Origin of the sequence: Pseudomonas sp. GWSMS-1 (assembly GCF_049847425.1) — a bacterium.
Lineage (GTDB): Bacteria > Pseudomonadota > Gammaproteobacteria > Pseudomonadales > Pseudomonadaceae > Aquipseudomonas.
This window is the reverse complement of sequence record NZ_JBMHHV010000005.1, coordinates 1,833,424-1,850,966: the sequence shown is the minus strand read 5'-3', so window position 1 is coordinate 1,850,966 and position 17,543 is coordinate 1,833,424. Positions and strand designations below refer to the sequence as shown.

Annotated in this window: 15 protein-coding genes and 2 pseudogenes; 8 read left to right on the top strand and 9 right to left on the bottom strand. The window is 58.4% G+C overall.

The annotated features are described in order from the left end of the window. Positions 1-106 precede the first annotated feature (106 nt). The 4 genes from ACEPAJ_RS12175 to ACEPAJ_RS12160 all read right to left on the bottom strand — a co-directional run bounded on the left by ACEPAJ_RS12175 (position 107) and on the right by ACEPAJ_RS12160 (position 2,714). Positions 107-820 (bottom strand): anti-sigma factor, encoded by a 714-nt coding sequence (locus ACEPAJ_RS12175; protein ID WP_425915041.1) that lies wholly within the window; start codon positions 818-820, stop codon positions 107-109. Further along, the gene (locus tag ACEPAJ_RS12170; RefSeq protein ID WP_425915040.1) at positions 817-1,365 is read right to left on the bottom strand and encodes a sigma-70 family RNA polymerase sigma factor; all 549 of its coding nucleotides are present in this window, start codon (positions 1,363-1,365) and stop codon (positions 817-819) included. Before ACEPAJ_RS12170 ends, ACEPAJ_RS12175 begins: the two co-directional genes overlap by 4 nt. Before the next feature lie 90 nt (positions 1,366-1,455). After that, positions 1,456-2,316: a pirin family protein gene (locus tag ACEPAJ_RS12165; RefSeq protein WP_425915039.1), complete on the bottom strand. Its 861-nt coding sequence runs from the start codon at positions 2,314-2,316 to the stop codon at positions 1,456-1,458. Next, positions 2,313-2,714: an OsmC family protein gene (locus ACEPAJ_RS12160; protein ID WP_425915038.1), complete on the bottom strand. Its 402-nt coding sequence runs from the start codon at positions 2,712-2,714 to the stop codon at positions 2,313-2,315. Before ACEPAJ_RS12160 ends, ACEPAJ_RS12165 begins: the two co-directional genes overlap by 4 nt. A gap of 115 nt (positions 2,715-2,829) precedes the next feature. Here ACEPAJ_RS12160 and ACEPAJ_RS12155 point away from each other — a divergent pair, with 115 nt between their 5' ends. The 3 genes from ACEPAJ_RS12155 to ACEPAJ_RS12145 all read left to right on the top strand — a co-directional run bounded on the left by ACEPAJ_RS12155 (position 2,830) and on the right by ACEPAJ_RS12145 (position 6,190). Continuing rightward, positions 2,830-3,852, top strand: a complete 1,023-nt coding sequence (locus tag ACEPAJ_RS12155; protein WP_322950369.1) for an amidohydrolase family protein — start codon at positions 2,830-2,832, stop codon at positions 3,850-3,852. A gap of 63 nt (positions 3,853-3,915) precedes the next feature. After that, positions 3,916-4,380, top strand: coding sequence for a DUF3859 domain-containing protein (locus ACEPAJ_RS12150; protein WP_425915037.1), 465 nt, complete (start codon positions 3,916-3,918; stop codon positions 4,378-4,380). A 184-nt stretch (positions 4,381-4,564) separates the two neighbouring features. Continuing rightward, on the top strand, positions 4,565-6,190 hold the full coding sequence (locus ACEPAJ_RS12145) for a methyl-accepting chemotaxis protein (RefSeq protein ID WP_425915036.1): 1,626 nt from the start codon (positions 4,565-4,567) through the stop codon (positions 6,188-6,190). Positions 6,191-6,264: 74 nt separating this feature from the next. Here the strand turns inward: ACEPAJ_RS12145 and fabB are convergent. The 5 genes and pseudogenes from fabB to ACEPAJ_RS12120 all read right to left on the bottom strand — a co-directional run bounded on the left by fabB (position 6,265) and on the right by ACEPAJ_RS12120 (position 13,228). After that, positions 6,265-7,484 (bottom strand): annotated as a pseudogene (fabB, locus tag ACEPAJ_RS12140) (beta-ketoacyl-ACP synthase I). Positions 7,485-7,496: 12 nt separating this feature from the next. Further along, entirely contained in the window at positions 7,497-8,012 is a 516-nt protein-coding gene (gene fabA, locus ACEPAJ_RS12135; protein WP_274088616.1) for a 3-hydroxyacyl-[acyl-carrier-protein] dehydratase FabA, read from the bottom strand. A gap of 179 nt (positions 8,013-8,191) precedes the next feature. Further along, the gene (locus tag ACEPAJ_RS12130; protein ID WP_425915035.1) at positions 8,192-10,135 is read right to left on the bottom strand and encodes an ATP-binding protein; all 1,944 of its coding nucleotides are present in this window, start codon (positions 10,133-10,135) and stop codon (positions 8,192-8,194) included. Further along, on the bottom strand, positions 10,132-11,013 hold the full coding sequence (locus ACEPAJ_RS12125) for an ABC transporter substrate-binding protein (protein ID WP_425915034.1): 882 nt from the start codon (positions 11,011-11,013) through the stop codon (positions 10,132-10,134). The genes ACEPAJ_RS12130 and ACEPAJ_RS12125 overlap by 4 nt, the downstream gene beginning before the upstream one ends. A gap of 38 nt (positions 11,014-11,051) precedes the next feature. Further along, a pseudogene (locus tag ACEPAJ_RS12120) lies at positions 11,052-13,228 on the bottom strand (TonB-dependent receptor plug domain-containing protein). 120 nt (positions 13,229-13,348) lie between these two features. Between ACEPAJ_RS12120 and ACEPAJ_RS12115 the strand changes: the two are divergent. The 5 genes from ACEPAJ_RS12115 (at position 13,349) to ACEPAJ_RS12095 (ending at position 17,534) form a co-directional block, all read left to right on the top strand. Next, a complete protein-coding gene (locus ACEPAJ_RS12115) occupies positions 13,349-14,371 on the top strand; it encodes an NAD(P)H-dependent glycerol-3-phosphate dehydrogenase (RefSeq protein ID WP_425915033.1) in 1,023 nt (340 codons plus the stop codon). Between the two features lie 32 nt (positions 14,372-14,403). Next, on the top strand, positions 14,404-14,751 hold the full coding sequence (locus ACEPAJ_RS12110) for a DUF4389 domain-containing protein (RefSeq protein ID WP_425915032.1): 348 nt from the start codon (positions 14,404-14,406) through the stop codon (positions 14,749-14,751). Between the two features lie 25 nt (positions 14,752-14,776). Continuing rightward, positions 14,777-15,241: a phosphohistidine phosphatase SixA gene (sixA, locus tag ACEPAJ_RS12105; protein WP_425915031.1), complete on the top strand. Its 465-nt coding sequence runs from the start codon at positions 14,777-14,779 to the stop codon at positions 15,239-15,241. A gap of 114 nt (positions 15,242-15,355) precedes the next feature. After that, positions 15,356-17,023 carry an AMP-binding protein gene (locus ACEPAJ_RS12100; protein WP_425915030.1) on the top strand — a complete coding sequence of 556 codons (1,668 nt, stop codon included), beginning with the start codon at positions 15,356-15,358 and terminating at the stop codon, positions 17,021-17,023. A 64-nt stretch (positions 17,024-17,087) separates the two neighbouring features. After that, the gene (locus ACEPAJ_RS12095) at positions 17,088-17,534 is read left to right on the top strand and encodes a hotdog fold thioesterase (RefSeq protein WP_425915029.1); all 447 of its coding nucleotides are present in this window, start codon (positions 17,088-17,090) and stop codon (positions 17,532-17,534) included. Positions 17,535-17,543: the final 9 nt, after the last annotated feature.

Genomic DNA, 17,543 nt, shown 5'->3' with positions numbered 1-17,543 from the left:
TCGCCTGCCTTGCAGGTGCCTCGATGAAACACCTGATAGCTATACCCACGAGAGAACGTCTGGATGTCGTCGCCTGAAAATAAATTCAGTTTTTTTGCAAACAACCTCAGTTGATCGATGCCATAACCGCACGGCCGATATACAGCACCTTGCCGGTTGGCCGGTCCTTCGGCGAGCCGCCGGCCGGTTCTAGGGTCAGTTCGAACAGCTGGCCGGCTTGTACCGCGCCAATCTGCTCGGCAGACAGTTCCAACGCTTTACCCGGTTCGACCAGGCCCAGGGAGCGCGGGCCGATGGCTGGGTCGATAAGGGTCCAGAACTGCACGGAACGATCGGCCGGGATCTGATCTGCCAGCAGCGGTTGCAAACGTAAGCCGCCAGTGCCGTCGACATGCACCACCCAACCTGGTTTAGCCGCCTCACCTGGCGCTTGCAGCACCACGGTGTAGCTGTTGGCGGCAGTATCCGCGCGCCATAGATCAGGCAGCACGGCGATGATCAGGGCAAAGGCCAGCGCGGCGCTGGTGAGGCGCCAGGTGGTCAGGCTCTGCCACCAGGCCAGCCAGCTGTTGGCGCGGCTGACGGCTGGCGTCAGACCGAGGCTGTCCTGCAGGCGTTGCCATAATTGCGCTGAGGGTGTCTGTGGCGGCAATTGGTCGCTTAGCTCAAGAAAGTGCTGCTGCCACTGCAGGGCCATTTGCGCGGCTTCGCTGTCGTGTTCAATCAGCTCGCGCACTTCAGCGGCTTCGGCTGCATCGAGCAGGCCCAGGACGTATTCGCCGATTAATGCGCGGCGTTCGGCAGGTTGCTGCGTAATCATGCTTGCAAACACTCCTGCAGCGCGCGCAATCCGGCGCGGATACGGCCTTTGATGGTGCCCAGCGGGGTGGTCAGGCGGTTGGCAATTTGTTCATGGGTCAGGCCGCGATAGAAGGCCAGCAGGATCGGGTGACGGCGATTGCGTTCGATGCCCTGTAGGCAGCGGCGCAGTTGCTGGTGTTCGCCTTGTTGTTCCAGTAGTTCGTCGGCCTGCGGGCTGTCGTCGGCGGCGCGTTCGATAAAGTCGTCATCCAGCTCCACCGTACGACCCCGGCTGCGTAGCTGGTTTAACGCGCGGTAGCGCAGGATGCTGTAGATCCACGCGCGACCACTGCCAAGTGCTCGCTGAAAGCGTTGGGCGTTGCGCCAGATCTGCACAAAGGCATCGTGCACACAGTCTTCGGCTTGATCACGACGGCCGAGCAAGGTGATTGCCAGCCCGAGCATCTGCGCGGCCTCCTGTTGGTAGAGCGCCTGGAATGCGCGGTCGTCCTGCTGAGCACAGGCTTCCAGATGGCTTTCGTAATCAAACAGCGGCTGCGCCATGCACCGGGTTCCTGAGTGTGTGAGCGTGCCAAGGGTTATACCCGAGTGCGACCTGTTTGGATGTCGCGCGAGTGCAACAAATTTTCTCGGTCAGCGTGGCAGTTCGATTCGTGCGGTTTCGCCCGGCACTGTTGGCCAGTCCTGTGCGGTCCAGCGCTGACGGGCCTGATCGATCAGGGCCTGGTCGCTGGCGACGAAATTCCAGTTGATCCGCCGTGGGCCAATCGGCGCGCCGCCGATCAATACCAAGTGGCTCTCGCTGCAGGCGCTGAGGGTGTAAGTCTCGCCTTCGGGCAGCACCAACAGGCCGCTTAAAGGCAGTTGTTGGTCATCCAATGTCGCCTCGCCATCAATCAGGTACAGCGCGCGTTCGGCATGTTCGGCGGGAATTTGCAGCGCTGCACCAGCAGCCAGCTTGATCTCGGCATAGACAGTTGGGGACAGCACCGGTACGGGTGATTGCAGGCAGAAGCCGCTGCCGGCAATCAGGCAGATGTCGACGCCCATGGTGGTACTGCGCGGCAAGCTGCTCGCGGGATGATGGCTGTAACTGGGTTCGCCTTGCTCATCCTCTGCGGGCATGGCCAACCACACCTGCAGGCCATGCATGTGCGAGCCGCTTTCCCACAGCGTCTGTGGTGTGCGCTCGACATGCGCTACAGCACGGCCTGCGGTCATCCAGCTGACTTCGCCGGTGCCGACCAATTGATTCGAGCCGAGGCTGTCCTTGTGCTGCAATTGCCCTTCGAACAGGTAGGTGAGGGTGGACAGGCCGATATGCGGATGCTGGTTGATATTCATGCCGCTGCCGGCCGGGTAGGTGTTCTCCAGAATATGGTCGAAGAACACGAACGGCCCGACGCTGCGGCACTTGGCCGAAGGCAGGGGGCGCAGGATAGGTTGTCCGCCGAGGTTTTCCGGGCGCGGTTGGATCAGCAGAAAGTCGCTCATTCCACGCCCTCGCTTAGCTGAGTGCTGACCTGAACTTCGCTGCTGGTCATCAGCTTGTGAATCGGGCACTTGTCAGCGATGCGCAGCAGTTGCTGGCGTTGTGCATCGTTCAGGGCACCATGCAAGGTCAGCTCGACATTTAAGCCGTAAATGCCTTGGCGTTCCTGAGTGTTATCGCGTGTCAGTTGCACGTCCAATCCGGTCAATGGCAACCCTTTTTGCTTGGCATAAAGCGCAAGTGTCAGGGCTTTACAAGCGCCCAAGGACGCATCGAACAAGTCATGCGGATCGGGTGCCGAACCTTCGCCGCCCAGTTCCACCGCCACATCGCTGTGCAGGGTATGCGGGCCAATATCGATGCGCTGCAGCAGGCCTTTTTCATTACTGATGCGGATCATTGAAGCTCCTGTGGCTGAAACTATGGGGCAGAAGGTATCTGCTTTAATCCTGGTTTCTGAACTTGGCAACAGTGTAGTGAGTCAATTGCACTCACGTCTTCAAGAGGGTTGGGGTTTGAAACGACTTGCGCTGAGTCTTGCTGTTCTCGTTGGCATTTGCAGCCCGCTGGCTGTGGCGCGGGATTATCGCTACAGCGATGCGCACCTGCACTACGTGGATTTTTTCCAGGAAAGCGCCGGGGCAACCGAGCTGTTTGAGCAGATGGCCGCCGGCAATATTGAGCATGTGATGCTCTCGGGTATTCCGGTGGCGAAGAAATGGCACGAGAACGAGCCCAAGCGGCCCCGTTATTACGCCGGTGATGATGCCAATGCCTATTGGTACAGCGCCACCGATGTTCTGGTGGCGCATGCCTACAAGCAAGTACCAGCTGAGCAGCGCAAGCGCCTGCATCCATTTCTCTCAGGCTTTAACCCGAACGATAAGAATGCCGATGCACATATCCGTCGCATGCTCGAACTCGACCCTGGCCTGTGGCAGGGCATCGGCGAGATATTCACTAGGCATGACGATTTGACCGCACTGATTCACGGCGATGTCCCACGGGCTAATAACGAGGCCCTCGCGCGGGTTTTTCACCTGGCCGCTGAGTACGATCTGCCGGTGATGCTGCATTCCAATATCACCTCCAAGCGTGAACGTAACCCGCTGTATCTGCAGGAAATCGAGGAGCCGCTGCGCAACCATCCGCATGTACGGTTTATCTGGGCGCATGCTGGAACAAGCATGGAAATTCATCGGCACCAGGAAAAGCTGGATTTCCTTTTGCCTACTCTCGAACGGATGCTCAAGCAGTACCCCAACCTGTATGTCGATCTGTCCTGGACCATGCTCCAGCCTTATTTGCTAGATGCCGACGGCAAGCCTGATGCAGCCTGGGTGAAACTGGTCAGCAGCTACCCGGCGCGCTTTATGCTCGGTTCCGATGTGGTGGGGCGTTTTGATAGCCTGGCTGACTCTATGACCGGCTTCAAACCGTTTCTCGATGCTTTGCCAGAAACGGTCGCGCATCAAGTGGCGCACGACAACTTTCTCGCGGTGCTGCCGCGTCGTGTGCAGGCCGAGCTTACTGAGTAGGTCTGTCATCGGGCTGTCACACGGGTGTCATAGGCTCGCGCTCATCTAAAAAAGGAGCGCGACATGCAATACAGCCGTTTCAGCAGCCTAGCCGCACTTATGTTGATCAGCAGCCTGGCACAGGCCGAAGTCCGGGTAGACGGCCCGGTCGAGCACGGTGTTTTCGCCAGCGATTATCAGGACTTCCAGGCCGGTGAGCGAGTGCTGACCCGCAGTAATCAGCAAATCGAGCCCACTGAAGTGATTCCGGCCAAGCTGGGTACCAAGTTTGGTATGCGTTACACCTTAGCGGGTAAGGTCGCTACGGAGTCACCGCTGACCCTGCTGTACCTCACGCCAGGGGTGGTTACGCCGGACGGTAAGCGTCATGACAAATTTGTGGTGACGCAAAAGTTGGTGCCCGGTGCGCCGCAAGATGTAATGGCATTCGAGTTCACTGAAGCGCATGAAGTGGTGCCCGGCGAGTGGCGCTTTATGGTGTTTCAGGATGACCGGAAATTGTTAGAACAGCGGTTTATCGTGCGTTAATAGACTAGAGTGATACCTGCAAAGCCGAGCCCATGCTCGGCTTTTTATTGTCTAAATTAAAGAAACCCGTATTTCAGTCGCTAGTATGGTTAGTTACATCTTTCGTCATGTTGCGGGGCGACTTTAAATCTAAAGACTTTGTGCGGCTGACACTTCAACTAAATATTAAAAAGGGACTGCCTCGATGAATCTCAGAAACCTCAATATCGCCCCTCGGGCGTCGCTCGGGTTCGGCTTGGTTGCAGTACTGGTTCTGCTACTTGGCAGCTTTTCTTTGCAGCAGATGGGCGAAATGCGCAAGCAGTCGCAGCAGATAAACGAAAATTGGTTACCCAGCATCTTGAGCCTCGGTGAGATTAACCAGCAGGTTCTCCGTCTTCGGGCGCTGACCATGCGCTTAGTAATCATCAGTGATGAAGCCATGATGCGTACGAGCCTTGCAAACGCTGAAGAACTCCGGAAATCATTGACTGAATCGGAAAGCACCTATCAAAAGCTAATTTCTAACGCAGAAGAAGAGACTGTCTACGAGCGCTTCAGGCAGGCCGAAAAGGCGTATCTGGAAGAACAGGAAAAGGTCATCGCAGCGGTGCGCCAGAGTGATCTGGATAGTGCTGCGGCTTTGTTCAATGGGCCGATAAATGGCTACGCCGACACCATGGCTAAGGCCCTTGTCGAGCTTTTAGAACTTAACCGTACGGGTGCTAGTGCTGCGACCCATCTGGCCGATGAGATATTTGCCAGCGCGCGCTTGTGGGTGGTCGTGATGATAGTGCTGGCGCTGTGCTTGACTGTGGCTCTGGCGTTGCTCCTGACCCGCAGTATTGTCAGCCCGCTCACCGAAGCGGTTAGGGTTGCTGAGACAGTGGCGAGCGGTAATTTGACCCAGCCAATTGATGTGCTGGGCTCGGATGAACCAGCACGTTTGCTGGGTGCTTTGAAAAGTATGCAGCAGAGTCTGCGCAGTACCATTCAGAATATCTCCGACTCATCTACGCAACTGGCCTCGGCGTCAGAGGAACTCAGTGCGGTGACCGAGGATTCGACCCGCGGTCTGCACCAGCAAAACAACGAAATCGAGCAGGCAGCTACGGCAGTCAATGAAATGACCAGCGCCGTGGAAGAGGTGGCGCGCAACGCCGTGAGCACCTCGGAAGCCTCCAGTGAGTCCAATCGCACGGCTCAGCATGGTCGCGAGCAGGTGCGTCAGACTGTCGACTCGATCACCAGTTTGGCTGATGACGTGACTCATACCGCTGCGGAAGTCGAGCAGTTGGCTGGTCAGGTACGCGATATCAGCAAAGTGCTGGACGTGATCCGTTCGATTGCCGAACAGACCAACTTGCTCGCACTCAACGCAGCCATTGAAGCGGCGCGAGCCGGTGAAGCAGGGCGCGGTTTTGCCGTAGTGGCCGATGAGGTACGTGCCCTGGCGCATCGTACTCAGCAATCGACTCAAGAGATCGAGCAAATGGTCAGCGGCATTCAGCAGGGCACCGACAAGGCGGTTAATGCTATGCAAACCAGCAACAGTCGGGCGCGTTCGACGCTGGATGTAGCCAAGGCCGCCGGCCAGGCGCTGGAAGAAATTACTGCAGCTATTTCGCAAATCAACGAACGTAACCTGGTGATCGCTAGCGCTTCCGAAGAGCAGGCGCAGGTGGCCCGTGAGGTGGACCGTAACCTGGTGAATATCCGCGACCTGTCGATGCAGTCTTCGGCCGGGGCCAACCAGACCAGTGCGGCCAGTCAGGAGTTGTCGCGCCTGGCGGTGGACTTGAATGCATTGGTGGCGCGTTTCTCGATTTGATCCTGGGTGCGATCAGCAACAAAAAAGGCCACCCCTAGGGGTGGCCTTTTTATGCAGCAAACAAACGATTGGACTTACTTACCAGCCCAGCGCTTGAGTACCAGTGTCGCGTTGGTGCCACCGAAACCGAAGCTGTTGCTCATCACGGTATCGAGCTTGGCGTTCTCAACGGTGCTGCGCTGAATCGGCAGGTCGGCGATTTCCGGGTCGACTTCGTCAATGTTGACCGAGCCGGCGATGAAGTTGCCTTCCATCATCAGCATGCAGTAGATCGCTTCCTGCACGCCGGCAGCGCCCAAGGAGTGACCGGACAGGCTCTTAGTCGAGCTGATGGCTGGCGCCTTGGCACCGAACACTTCGCGCACTGCACGGCTTTCCGCGACGTCACCGACAGGCGTCGAGGTGCCGTGGGTGTTCAGGTAGTCGATTGGCGTGTCGACAGTGGCTAGGGCTTGCTGCATGCAGCGCACTGCACCTTCGCCGCTCGGGGCAACCATGTCGTAGCCATCGGAAGTTGCGCCGTAACCGACGATTTCCGCATAGATCTTGGCACCACGCTTGAGGGCGTGTTCCAGTTCTTCGACCACCACCATGCCGCCACCGCCGGCGATGACGAAGCCGTCACGCTTGGCGTCGTAGGCGCGCGAGGCTTTTTCCGGGTTTCGTTGTACTGGGTGGAGAGGGCGCCCATGGCGTCGAACAGGAAGCTCTGGCTCCAATGCTCTTCTTCACCACCGCCGGCAAATACGATGTCTTGCTTGCCCAGTTGGATCTGCTCCATGGCATTGCCGATGCAATGCGCGCTGGTAGCGCAGGCCGAGGAGATCGAGTAGTTGACACCCTTGATCTTGAACGGCGTGGCCAGGCAGGCGGACACAGTGCTGCCCATGGTGCGCGGTACGCGATACGGACCAACGCGCTTAACGCCTTTCTCGCGAAGGATGTCCATGGCCTCCATCTGGTTGAAGGTCGACGCGCCGCCGGAACCTGCAATCAAACCCACGCGTGGGTTGGAGATGTCTTCGGCGCTGAGCCCGGCATCCGCAATGGCCTGCTGCATCGACAGATAGGCAAAAGCGGCCGCATCACCCATAAAGCGATAGACCTTGCGGTCGATCAGCTCTTCAAGGTTGAGGTCAACCGAACCGGAGACCTGGCTGCGCAAGCCCATTTCGGCATACGCCGGGTTGAAACGGATGCCGGACTTGCCTGTGCGCAGGCTGGCAGAGACGGTGGCTTTGTCATTGCCTAGGCAGGAAACGATGCCGAGGCCGGTAATTACGACGCGACGCATGCAGAGAGTCCTTTAGAAATTGTCGGTGGAGGTGAACAGGCCGACCCGCAGGCCCTCGGCACTGTAAATTTCGCGGCCATCGACGCTGACGGTGCCATCGGCAATAGCCAGGACCAGAGAGCGGGCAATGGTGCGTTTGATATGAATGTTGTAGGTGACTTTCTTGGCGGTCGGTAGGACCTGGCCGAAGAATTTCACTTCACCCGAACCGAGGGCACGGCCACGGCCGGGGTTACCCTGCCAGCCGAGGTGGAAGCCAACCAGTTGCCACATGGCATCGAGGCCCAGGCAACCTGGCATGACCGGATCACCTTCGAAATGGCAGGCGAAGAACCACAGGTCTGGAGTGATATCGAGCTCGGCGACTATTTCGCCCTTGCCGTACTTGCCGCCGGTATCGCTGATATGGGTGATGCGATCGATCATCAGCATGTTCGGCGCGGGCAGTTGCGCATTACCTGGGCCAAACAGTTCGCCGCGACTGCAGCGCAACAGGTCTTCCCGGGTGAAGGCGTTTTGTTTGGTCATGCGAGCTCCTCAATATGTCCCATGCGCCAAGGCTGGGCGAATCGTCCTGGCTGGCGGCGCAGTCTGTCTGCTGCGCCTACCGATAGCCTAGTCATAGACTGTTGCGTTGTGGTGAAAGTCACAGCTTTGTGAGTACAGTTGTACTCCGCTCTGAAGGCCTGTCATAGCGCACATGCGCGTTAGCCTGCAGCAGTTCGATCTTCTTGACTACCCGTCGAAGGTCGAGGGGGCAGCCAGCGTTGCAGTATTCGCTGTAAGTCAGCCCGCTTGAAAGGCTTAGCCAGGTAGTCGTTCATGCCGCAATTCAGGCAGGCTTCGCGGTCGCCCTGAAGCGCATTGGCGGTCAGGGCGATAATCGGTAGCTGCGCGCAGTCAGGCAGTTGGCGGATCTGTCGCGTGGCTTCATAGCCGTCCATGATGGGTAGCCGGCAGTCCATCAGAATGGCCGCGTAACGGTGCTGGCTGACTTTATCTACAGCCTGTGCACCATCAGCCACCACGCTAACCTGGTAGCCCAAGCTGCGCAGCATGGATTCGATCACGGTTTGGTTGACGGGGTTATCTTCAACTAATAACACCGACTGACCGCTGCCCTGATCCGATAACTGTGTTTTGCCGCTTGCCGTTGGGGCGACTTGCTGAGAAAAAGGCAGGGGCACCTCTAGGGTAAAAACCGAGCCCTGACCTTCCACGCTTGTAGCCCGCAGTGTGCCGCCCATGCGCTCTACCAGCGTGCGCGCGATAGGCAAGCCCAGGCCGGTGCCGCCGTAACGTCTTGAAATAGAAGTGTCGGCCTGCTGGAAGGCATTAAACATGTGCTCCAGGCGCTCGGGAGGGATGCCAATACCACTGTCATGCACCGCGCAACTGAACCACAGCACTTGGTTGTCCAGCGCTTGCCAGCTGCAGTGCACGCGAATGCTGCCGTTCTCGGTGAATTTCAGGGCATTACCGATCAGGTTGACCAAAACTTGCCGCATACGCGTTGGGTCACCCCAAACCTGCAGTTGCTCAAGGCCGCTCTGAGCGTCCAGAAGCAGGTGCAGGCCGCGCTGCTGCGCGCTGTGTTGGAACACTTGAATTGAGCTTTGTAGCAGGGCTTGCAAGCTGAAAGGGATGTGCTCCAGTTCCAATGACCCGCGTTCAATCCGTGAGAAATCGAGAATGTCGTTGATGACCTTGAGGAGGTGTTCGGTGGATTCAGTGGCCAGGGCAGCATATTCCGCCTGCTCCTGAGTCATCTCGGTGGTTTCCAGTAACTGCAACATCCCCAGCACGCCGTTCATGGGGGTGCGCAGCTCGTGGCTCATCATGGCCAAGAAGTCGGATTTTGCGCGGTTAGCCAGCTCCGATTGCTCGCGCGCTTGAATCAGCAGGGTCATAGCCCGTTGCTGTTCTTCACTGGCATTGGCGAGGCCATGGGCGAGGTTGTTGATATGCCGTGCCAAGGCCTGCAGTTCACCTTCGCCAACCTCCGGCAGGATGGTCTGGTAATTACCGGCTTGAATCGCGCTAACAGCATCACCCATGGCGCTGAGAGGTTGCGACAGGTGGCGGGCCAGGCGGCGGGCAAGAATAAAGGTCAGCGCCAGGGCAAACAGCGCGAGTAGAGCGGCCTTGAAGAGGATTTCCTGCTGGCGCGTGTTAAACGCGTCGCTGCTGATACCGACGACCACGCGGCCCAGATAGTCATTCGCGAGAGGCGCAGTATTGGCGTTTTCACTGTGCATAAAGTCTGCGTTGAGGGTGACCTTTTGCAACAAAATCGGCGCCTCGAAGACGCTGACTGCTGCATGAGAGGTGGCATCACCGCTGGGCTGTTCGACGTAAAGAAGGATGCGGTCGTTGTGGTCGCGCACTTCGAGAAAACGCACATGTGGGGTCTGCAGCGTGACCCCGAGCAGCGATTCGAGCACCGTCAGATTACCGGAGATAACCCCGTACTCGGTGGCTGGAGCCAGTTGGCTGGCAATCAGTTGGCCGGTCTGCTTGAGCTCCAGTTGCAGTTCCTGGAGGCGGGTGAAGGTAAAAAAGCTTGTCAATAGAAGGGTCAAGAGCAGTGCTGGCCCGACGCTGATGAGCTGGGTGCGGGTATGGATATTCCAATGGCGTGGCAGCTTCATGGCTGTTCTCCTTCTGCGAGCTTCTGCGCCAGTGATTCGTTGCTGGGCAATTCAATTGCCAGTGATCGCGCAACCTGGGGGTTGCTGGTGACTTTGAAATGACTGGGGTAGCTGTGTTTTGGCCATCTGTCTGGCGATCGATTGAGGATTTCCTCAAGGCTGTCCAACCAGTCGCTTTGGTCGCTGTAAGTGCTTGCCAAACTGCCGGCCTGGACGAAGCTGGCGCTAGGGCCAATCACCGGTCGCTGATGGGTGTAGCTGGTGAGCAGTAGGTTTTTCACGGTGAGCGAATTGAACAGGTGGGTGTCGTTGATACCCAGCAATAAGTCGCTGTGCGACAGCAGGTAGAGCAATGGTCGACTGTCGCGCGTATCAGGCCAGCGCCTAGTCACGAGCCGCATGTCCTGCTCCGCCGCGGCCTGCCGGTACTCATCAAGGAGAAAGGCGCTGTCAGCATCAAACAACAGCCCAGCGCGCTTCGCTGCGGGTAGCAGCAAGCGCGCCAGGCGCATTTGCCGCTGTGGCGAGGGATCGCTCCAGAGCAGGCTCAATTGAGCGGGCAGGGTTGCCGGTAGGTCACGGGCTTGCACGCGGCTGATGCGCATGGCCAGAGTGGGCGGCCCTGCTGGATCGGTTAGACGCCAGTCCAGTGTTGGTCTGTCAAGTAATACCAGGCGGTTTGTGTCGGGCAGTTGTGAGGGGGCAGGGAGCTTGTTCAGGGCGACAAAGCTGACCTGGTCATGTGGCCTGCGCTGCTGCAGCTCGTTGACGAATCCCTGAATGGCGGGATTGCCTGTAGTGCTGCTGAAAATAATTTCAGCCGTCCAGGCGGGCAGCGCTATCAGCAGACAGCAGTAGAGCAATATCAGGCGGCTCATCCATTGGCCTCGCCAGCAATCCTTGGCAGTTTGGTCATTTAAAAGTCCAGCTGAGCGCTGACAGACATTAGGCGGCGCTCGTCATAGAGATTCTCGCGCCAGGTCAGGGCTTCATCATCCAGGCGCTGTTGCACCATCAGAGCCAGTTCCAGATCACTTTTACCCAGGTTAAAACGCTTGGCTATGCGCAAGTCGGCGCGCTCGAAACGGCGCTCGTTGAGTAGATCTGCGCCGTAGTAAAACAGGCTGCTTGACCAGCCGTGGCCCCACTCATGTAACCAGCCTGCCGAGCCGCTGTAACGGGCGGTTAGGCGTTGGTAGGACTTTTCAGACGTCTCGAAATCCACATAGGCATAGGTCAGGCGCAAGCGATCTGAGGAGGTGAATGTCCAGTCGATTTCAGTTTCCGCGCCGCGCAGCCACATGTAGTTTTCATTGTTCTGGCTGAACTCCTTGATATCCAGGGGCTCGGCAATCATCTGATGGATTTCGTCGTTGAACAGCTTGATGTCGATCTGTAAGCCGAAGTCGAATTGGCCGTTATAGCCGACCTCCCGCGAGCGCATGATCTCCTGCTGCAGGTCGCCGGGCCCTTGTGCCGTGGCAAAGTAGTAAGCCGAGGTGCTGCCATTAAGGCTTGGCGACAGGTTCTCCATCCGGTAGGCCCAGTTGACGTTGTTTTCCTGCATGTCCGGCGAGCGGATCGCTTCGGAGTAGACAAAGCGCAGGCCATGACGCGGAGTGATCAAGTAGTTGAGAGCGATGCGCGAGGTCAGTGAGCTACCGCTCAGGCTGTCGTCCTCATGCATGGTGCCACCCTGCAGGACGAAATGTTCGCTCAAGTGCCATTCCAGATGGCCAAACAGGCGCCAGATTTCATTATCCAGGCTGCCTTGAAAATAGCTTTGTGAGTTGCTGCTGTCCTTGCGGTAGCTGAGGCCACTGAGTAGGCGCAAATCATCGTTCAGGCTCAGGGTGTCCTGCAGCTCAAAGTCGTAGCGAGTTTCTTTGATGTTGTTGTTGATGTCGCCGCATACCGGTGCCTTAAATTCGCCACCGGCACTGAGGAAGTTGGCGCTGATTGTTTTGGCCAGTGCATTTTGCGTCGGGTCAGTGATGGTGCTGTCAATTTTATTGGACCTGCCATCTCTGAGCAGTCGAGATAGCGTATCCACGGCGTCTGGATTAAGCCGGTGCAGCGCGGCCACTTCAGGCGTGAAGGCCAGCGCCAAATCGCAGGTGCGCCATTCCTGGGTGCGTTCCCAGCGCTGCGCATAGGCCTGTAGTTGCAGGTTATGTGTGCTGCTGGTGTCCAGGCTCCAGCGAACCGAGGCGGAGTAGTCGCGGGCGGTGATGTCCTTGTTGCTGTCACCATTGGGACGATGCCTTTGACCAAGGCCTCTTCATCGGAATAGAAGTTTTTTTGGTTGCTGCCTTCTTTGGCGGCCAGTTGCCAGTCGAGGATTTGGCTGTCGTCCAGCGTATGCGTGGCGCTGAGCTGCATGCGCGTGCTGCGGCGGCTGTCGCGGTAGGGCTGATCTTCATCGGTGCGGTCAAAACCACTGTCTTGCTGGCCGGAGAGCGACAGGCGGAAATCACCGTTACCGCTGCTGAACCCCTGGCTGCCATACCAATCATCAATGCCGCGCTGGCCGTGGATGTATTTCAGTCGGGTGCCATGGCTATTGGCGGGGTTGCGTGTGGTGATGCTGATCACCCCCGTCAGGGCATTGGCGCCGTAGCTAACGGTGTTGGGGCCGCGAAAGACCTCGATGCGCTCAATATCTTCTATGGCCAGTGGCAGGTCGGTCCAATCAACGGTGGCCAGGCCCGGTCGGTAGACTGAGCGGCCATCGATCAACACCTGCATGCGCCGGGCTGAATCAACCTGACCACCGTGGTGGTTGACTGTTATTTCGTTGCCTTTGACATAGCCGACCATCATGCCGGGCACTAAACGCATCAGCTCAGGAATGTCGCGGGCCCCACTGGCATCGATCAGTGCGCGGTCAATCACTGAAACACTGCCGGGCACCGCTGCAGGCGATTGCTTCAAACGGGTTGCACTGAGAATTTCAGGCAGCGCTTGGCCTTGACCGAAGAGGTCTTCGGCGACCACCAGTGTGGGAGGCAGCAAGCTCAATAAGCCGATCAGTGTCGCCAGGGGGGAAGTGTTAGCCACGCAAACGCTCGGATGGTATGCAAAGGCCAGCATGGTAACCGAGGCCTTAGGCTTTTGCAGTGGCCGCAGCCAATGGCATAAATTGGTCGCGCGGGCTGCGCACCGTATAATGCGCTCGTTTTGCCACTTTCAATGGTTCACCACGGATGCGTTATGACAAATCAGCAACCCATCGCAGTGCTTGGCGGCGGTAGCTTCGGCACTGCAATTGCTAATTTGCTGGCGGAAAATGGCCAGCACGTCCTGCACTGGATGCGCGACCCCGAGCAGGCTCAAGCGATTCGACTGACCCGTGAAAACCCACGTTATCTTAAAGGCATCAAAATTCATCTCGGCGTGGAGCCTGTGACCGATCTCGCCGCGGCATTGAGCGCCAGCCAGTTGGTTTTTGTGGCGTTGCCTTCCAGCGCCCTGCGTCAAGTCTTGCAGCCGGTGGCGGCGCAGCTGGCAGGTAAGCTGCTGGTGAGCACCACCAAGGGTGTCGAGGCGCAGAGCTTTTTGTTGATGAGCCAGATTCTCGAAGACATCGCCCCGCAGGCACACATCGGCGTGTTGTCGGGGCCGAACCTGGCCCGTGAAGTGGCCGAACATGCGCTGACGGCTTCAGTCGTGGCCAGTGAGGACGAAGACCTTTGCCAGCAGGTTCAGGCTGCGCTGCATGGCCGAACCTTCCGTGTGTATGCCAGTGCCGACCGTTTTGGCGTTGAGCTGGGCGGTGCACTGAAAAATGTCTACGCGATCATCGCCGGCATGGCAGCCGCCATGGGCATGGGCGAAAACACCAAGAGCATGCTGATTACCCGCGCGCTGGCGGAAATGACCCGCTTCGCCGTCAAGTTGGGCGCTAACCCCATGACCTTCCTCGGCCTGGCTGGCGTGGGTGACCTGATCGTGACCTGCTCATCCGCGAAAAGCCGTAATTACCAAGTCGGCTTTGCCCTCGGCGAAGGCTTGAGCCTGGAGGATGCAGTTGAGCGCTTGGGCGAAGTGGCGGAGGGCGTCAACACCATTAAGGTGCTGAAGGCCAAAGCCGAGGAGCTGGATGTCTACATGCCGCTGGTGGCGGGCCTGCATGCGATTGTGTTTGAGGGCCGAACGTTGGATCAGGTCATTGGTGCGCTGATGAACGCAGAGCCCAAGACCGATGTCGATTTTATTCCAACCACTGGTTTCTGAGTTTTATCGTTAAAACCTGCAAGGAGATGAGCATGAGTGATGGCAATCAGGAACTGCAGCGCGAATCGATTCTGCTGCGCATTCTGTGGATGGTGATTTTCACCATCGTCTGGCAACTGGCGGAAATACTCTTGGGCGCCGTGGTGCTGCTGCAACTAGGTTATCGCCTGTTCTACGGCGCGCCAAACGCTGGTCTGCTGGGTTTTGGCGACAGCCTGAGCCAGTACCTGGCGCAGATCGGTCGCTTTGGCACCTTCAACAGTGATGAAAAGCCCTGGCCGTTCGCCGACTGGCCAACCCCACAGGCACCGCAGGGCGAAAGCCCGCACAGCATCCCGGCCGCCGCACACCCGGTGCGTGATGAAGAGCCCAAGTTGTGAGAAACCGCTTAGTGAGGGCAGGGCGATGAAGCTGTGGCTGCTGCGTCACGGTGAAGCCGAATCGGCGGCGCGCACTGATGCCGAGCGCAACCTGACGGCCCATGGCCGGCGGCAGGTACGTGAGGCGGCTGGGCTTTTGCAAGGCCGCCCATTGCAAGCGGTACTGGTCAGCCCTTATGTGCGCGCTCAGCAGACGGCCGATGTGCTGTGTGAGGTGCTGGGGTTTAGTGGCAGTCGAGTAACCGTGCCCTGGCTGACGCCAGATAGTGATCTGCGGCAAACCCTGCGTGAGCTTGACGGTTATGCGCTGCAGGAGTTGCTGCTGGTGACCCATCAACCGCTGGTAGGCACCCTGGCGGGGCTGTTGCTACACGGCCATCGTCAGCAACCCCTAGCAATGAATACCGCCAGCCTGGCGCTGCTTGAGGGCGATGCGCTGCTCGCTGGGCTGATGACATTGTCTGCTCACAAGCACCCCGCGCCGATCTGACGCGGCACTACACACCGAAACATTTCTCCTCTTGCGGGTCGCCTTTGTGCGTGGAATAGTCCAACCAAGCAATTGCTTGGTTGGCTCCACAAAAATAACAAAGGAGGAAGCCCTGTGGCTGAAGAAATCCGATTGCCGCTTGAAGTGTTCTATGAGCGTGAGGCTCGGCACCCGAATAAACCATACATGGTGCAGCCGCTGCCGGGCGGTCAGCTGCTGGAGCTGAGCTGGGCCGATGTCGGCGAGCAGGCGCGCCGTGCGGCTAACTGGTTGCGCAGCCGCGAACTGGAACCGGGCAGCCGTATTGCGATCATTTCCAAGAACTGTGCGCATTGGATCGTTGCTGACCTGGCAATCTGGATGGCCGGCCACGTCTCGGTGCCGCTGTACCCCAACCTCACAGCGGAATCAGTCGGCCAGGTGCTGCGTCACTCCGAGGCGGCGCTGGTCTTCGTCGGTAAGCTGGATGACTGGCCGGGCATGGCGCCGGGCGTGCCGGAGGATATTCCGACCATCGGCCTGCCACTGCGTCCGCAGGGAGAGTTCAGCTTTATCTGGGATGACTTGCAGGCCTGCACACCGATTCAGGATAACCCCACGCCAGCCGCCAATCAGCTCGCCACCATCATCTACACCTCTGGCACCACCGGCACACCGAAAGGGGTGATGCATCACTTTAGTAACTTCGGCTTTGCCGCCAGTCATGCCACCGAGCTGTTTGGCGTAGGCGAAAATGACCGAGTGCTGTCCTACCTGCCGCTGTGTCACGTGGCTGAGCGCATGTTTGTTGAGTTGGCGTCGATCTACGCCGGGCAGACGATCTTCTTCGCCGAGAGCCTGGATACCTTCCTAGAAGACCTTAAGCGTGCGCGGCCAACGGTGATGTTCGGCGTGCCGCGCATCTGGACCAAATTCCAGATGGGCGTTTACAGCAAGATGCCGGCGGAGAAATTAGACTTTCTACTCAAACTGCCCATTGTCGGCCGTATTGTCGGCAAAAAAGTACTGGTCGGTCTGGGGCTGGATGCGGTGCGCTACGCTCTGTCTGGCGCTGCGCCGGTGCCTGAGGCCTTGCTCAACTGGTACAAGCGTTTGGGCCTGGATGTGCTGGAGGTCTATGGCATGACCGAGAACTGTGGTTATTCGCATGTCTGTCGGCCAGGCAAATTCCAGCAGGGCTGGATCGGGCAGAACAGCCCAGGTGTTGAGGTACGGGTCGCGGAGGATGGCGAGGTGCAGGTGCGCAGTGGTGCGACCATGCAGGGTTATTACAAAGACCCGGAAAAAACCGCAGAAACCATGACCGCCGATGGCTACCTGCGCACTGGCGACAAAGGCGAACAGGATGCCCAGGGCAACCTGCGCCTGACCGGGCGAATCAAGGAAATCTTCAAAACCAGCAAAGGCAAGTACGTCGCGCCGGCACCGATTGAGAACCGCCTGGGCGAGCATTCGCGCATTGAGCAGGTGTGTGTGGTGGGCGATGGCATGACTCAGCCCATGGCCTTGTGCGTGCTCTCCGATGTGGGGCGCAGTGAAGCCGTCAATGGTGGTCGCAGCGAGCTGCAAAGCAGCCTGGAAACGCTTCTGGTGCAGGTCAATAAGAGCCTCGACAAGCATGAGCGCCTGCAGCGTCTGGTGCTGGTTAAGGATGTCTGGGCGGTGGACAACGGCTTCCTCACGCCAACCCTGAAGATCAAACGTGCGGTTGTGGAGGGCGCCTACGCTGAGCGCTTCGGCGAGTGGACCGAACGCAGCGAGGCTGTGCTCTGGCACGAGTGATCACGCGCCTGGCCGGCGTGTATGCCGGCCACGTTCTCACGGCACCTACCTTTAAGGATTGTTTATGGCCCTCTGGCAGCAACCCCCCAACCTCGAACAGCTCAATGCGATTCTGAAAAACACCATCGGTGAGCAACTGGATATCCGTTTTGAAGCCTTTGATGATGAATCCCTGACCGCCAGCATGGTGGTTGATTCACGTACCCATCAACCCTACGGGCTGCTGCATGGAGGTGCTTCGGTGGTGCTGGCGGAAACCCTCGGCTCAACCGCCAGCCACCTGTGCATCGACAGCAGCAAGTTTTACTGCGTGGGCTTGGAGGTCAACGCCAACCACCTGCGCGGCCTACGCAGCGGTCGGGTTACCGCGGTGGCGCGGCCGGTGCATCTGGGGCGCACCACCCACGTCTGGGATATTCGCTTGAGCGGTGAAGATGGCAAAGCCAGCTGTATTTCTCGGCTGACCATGGCCATCGTACCGCTGGGTGAAAACGGTCCAGCCCAGCGCTAATCACACACT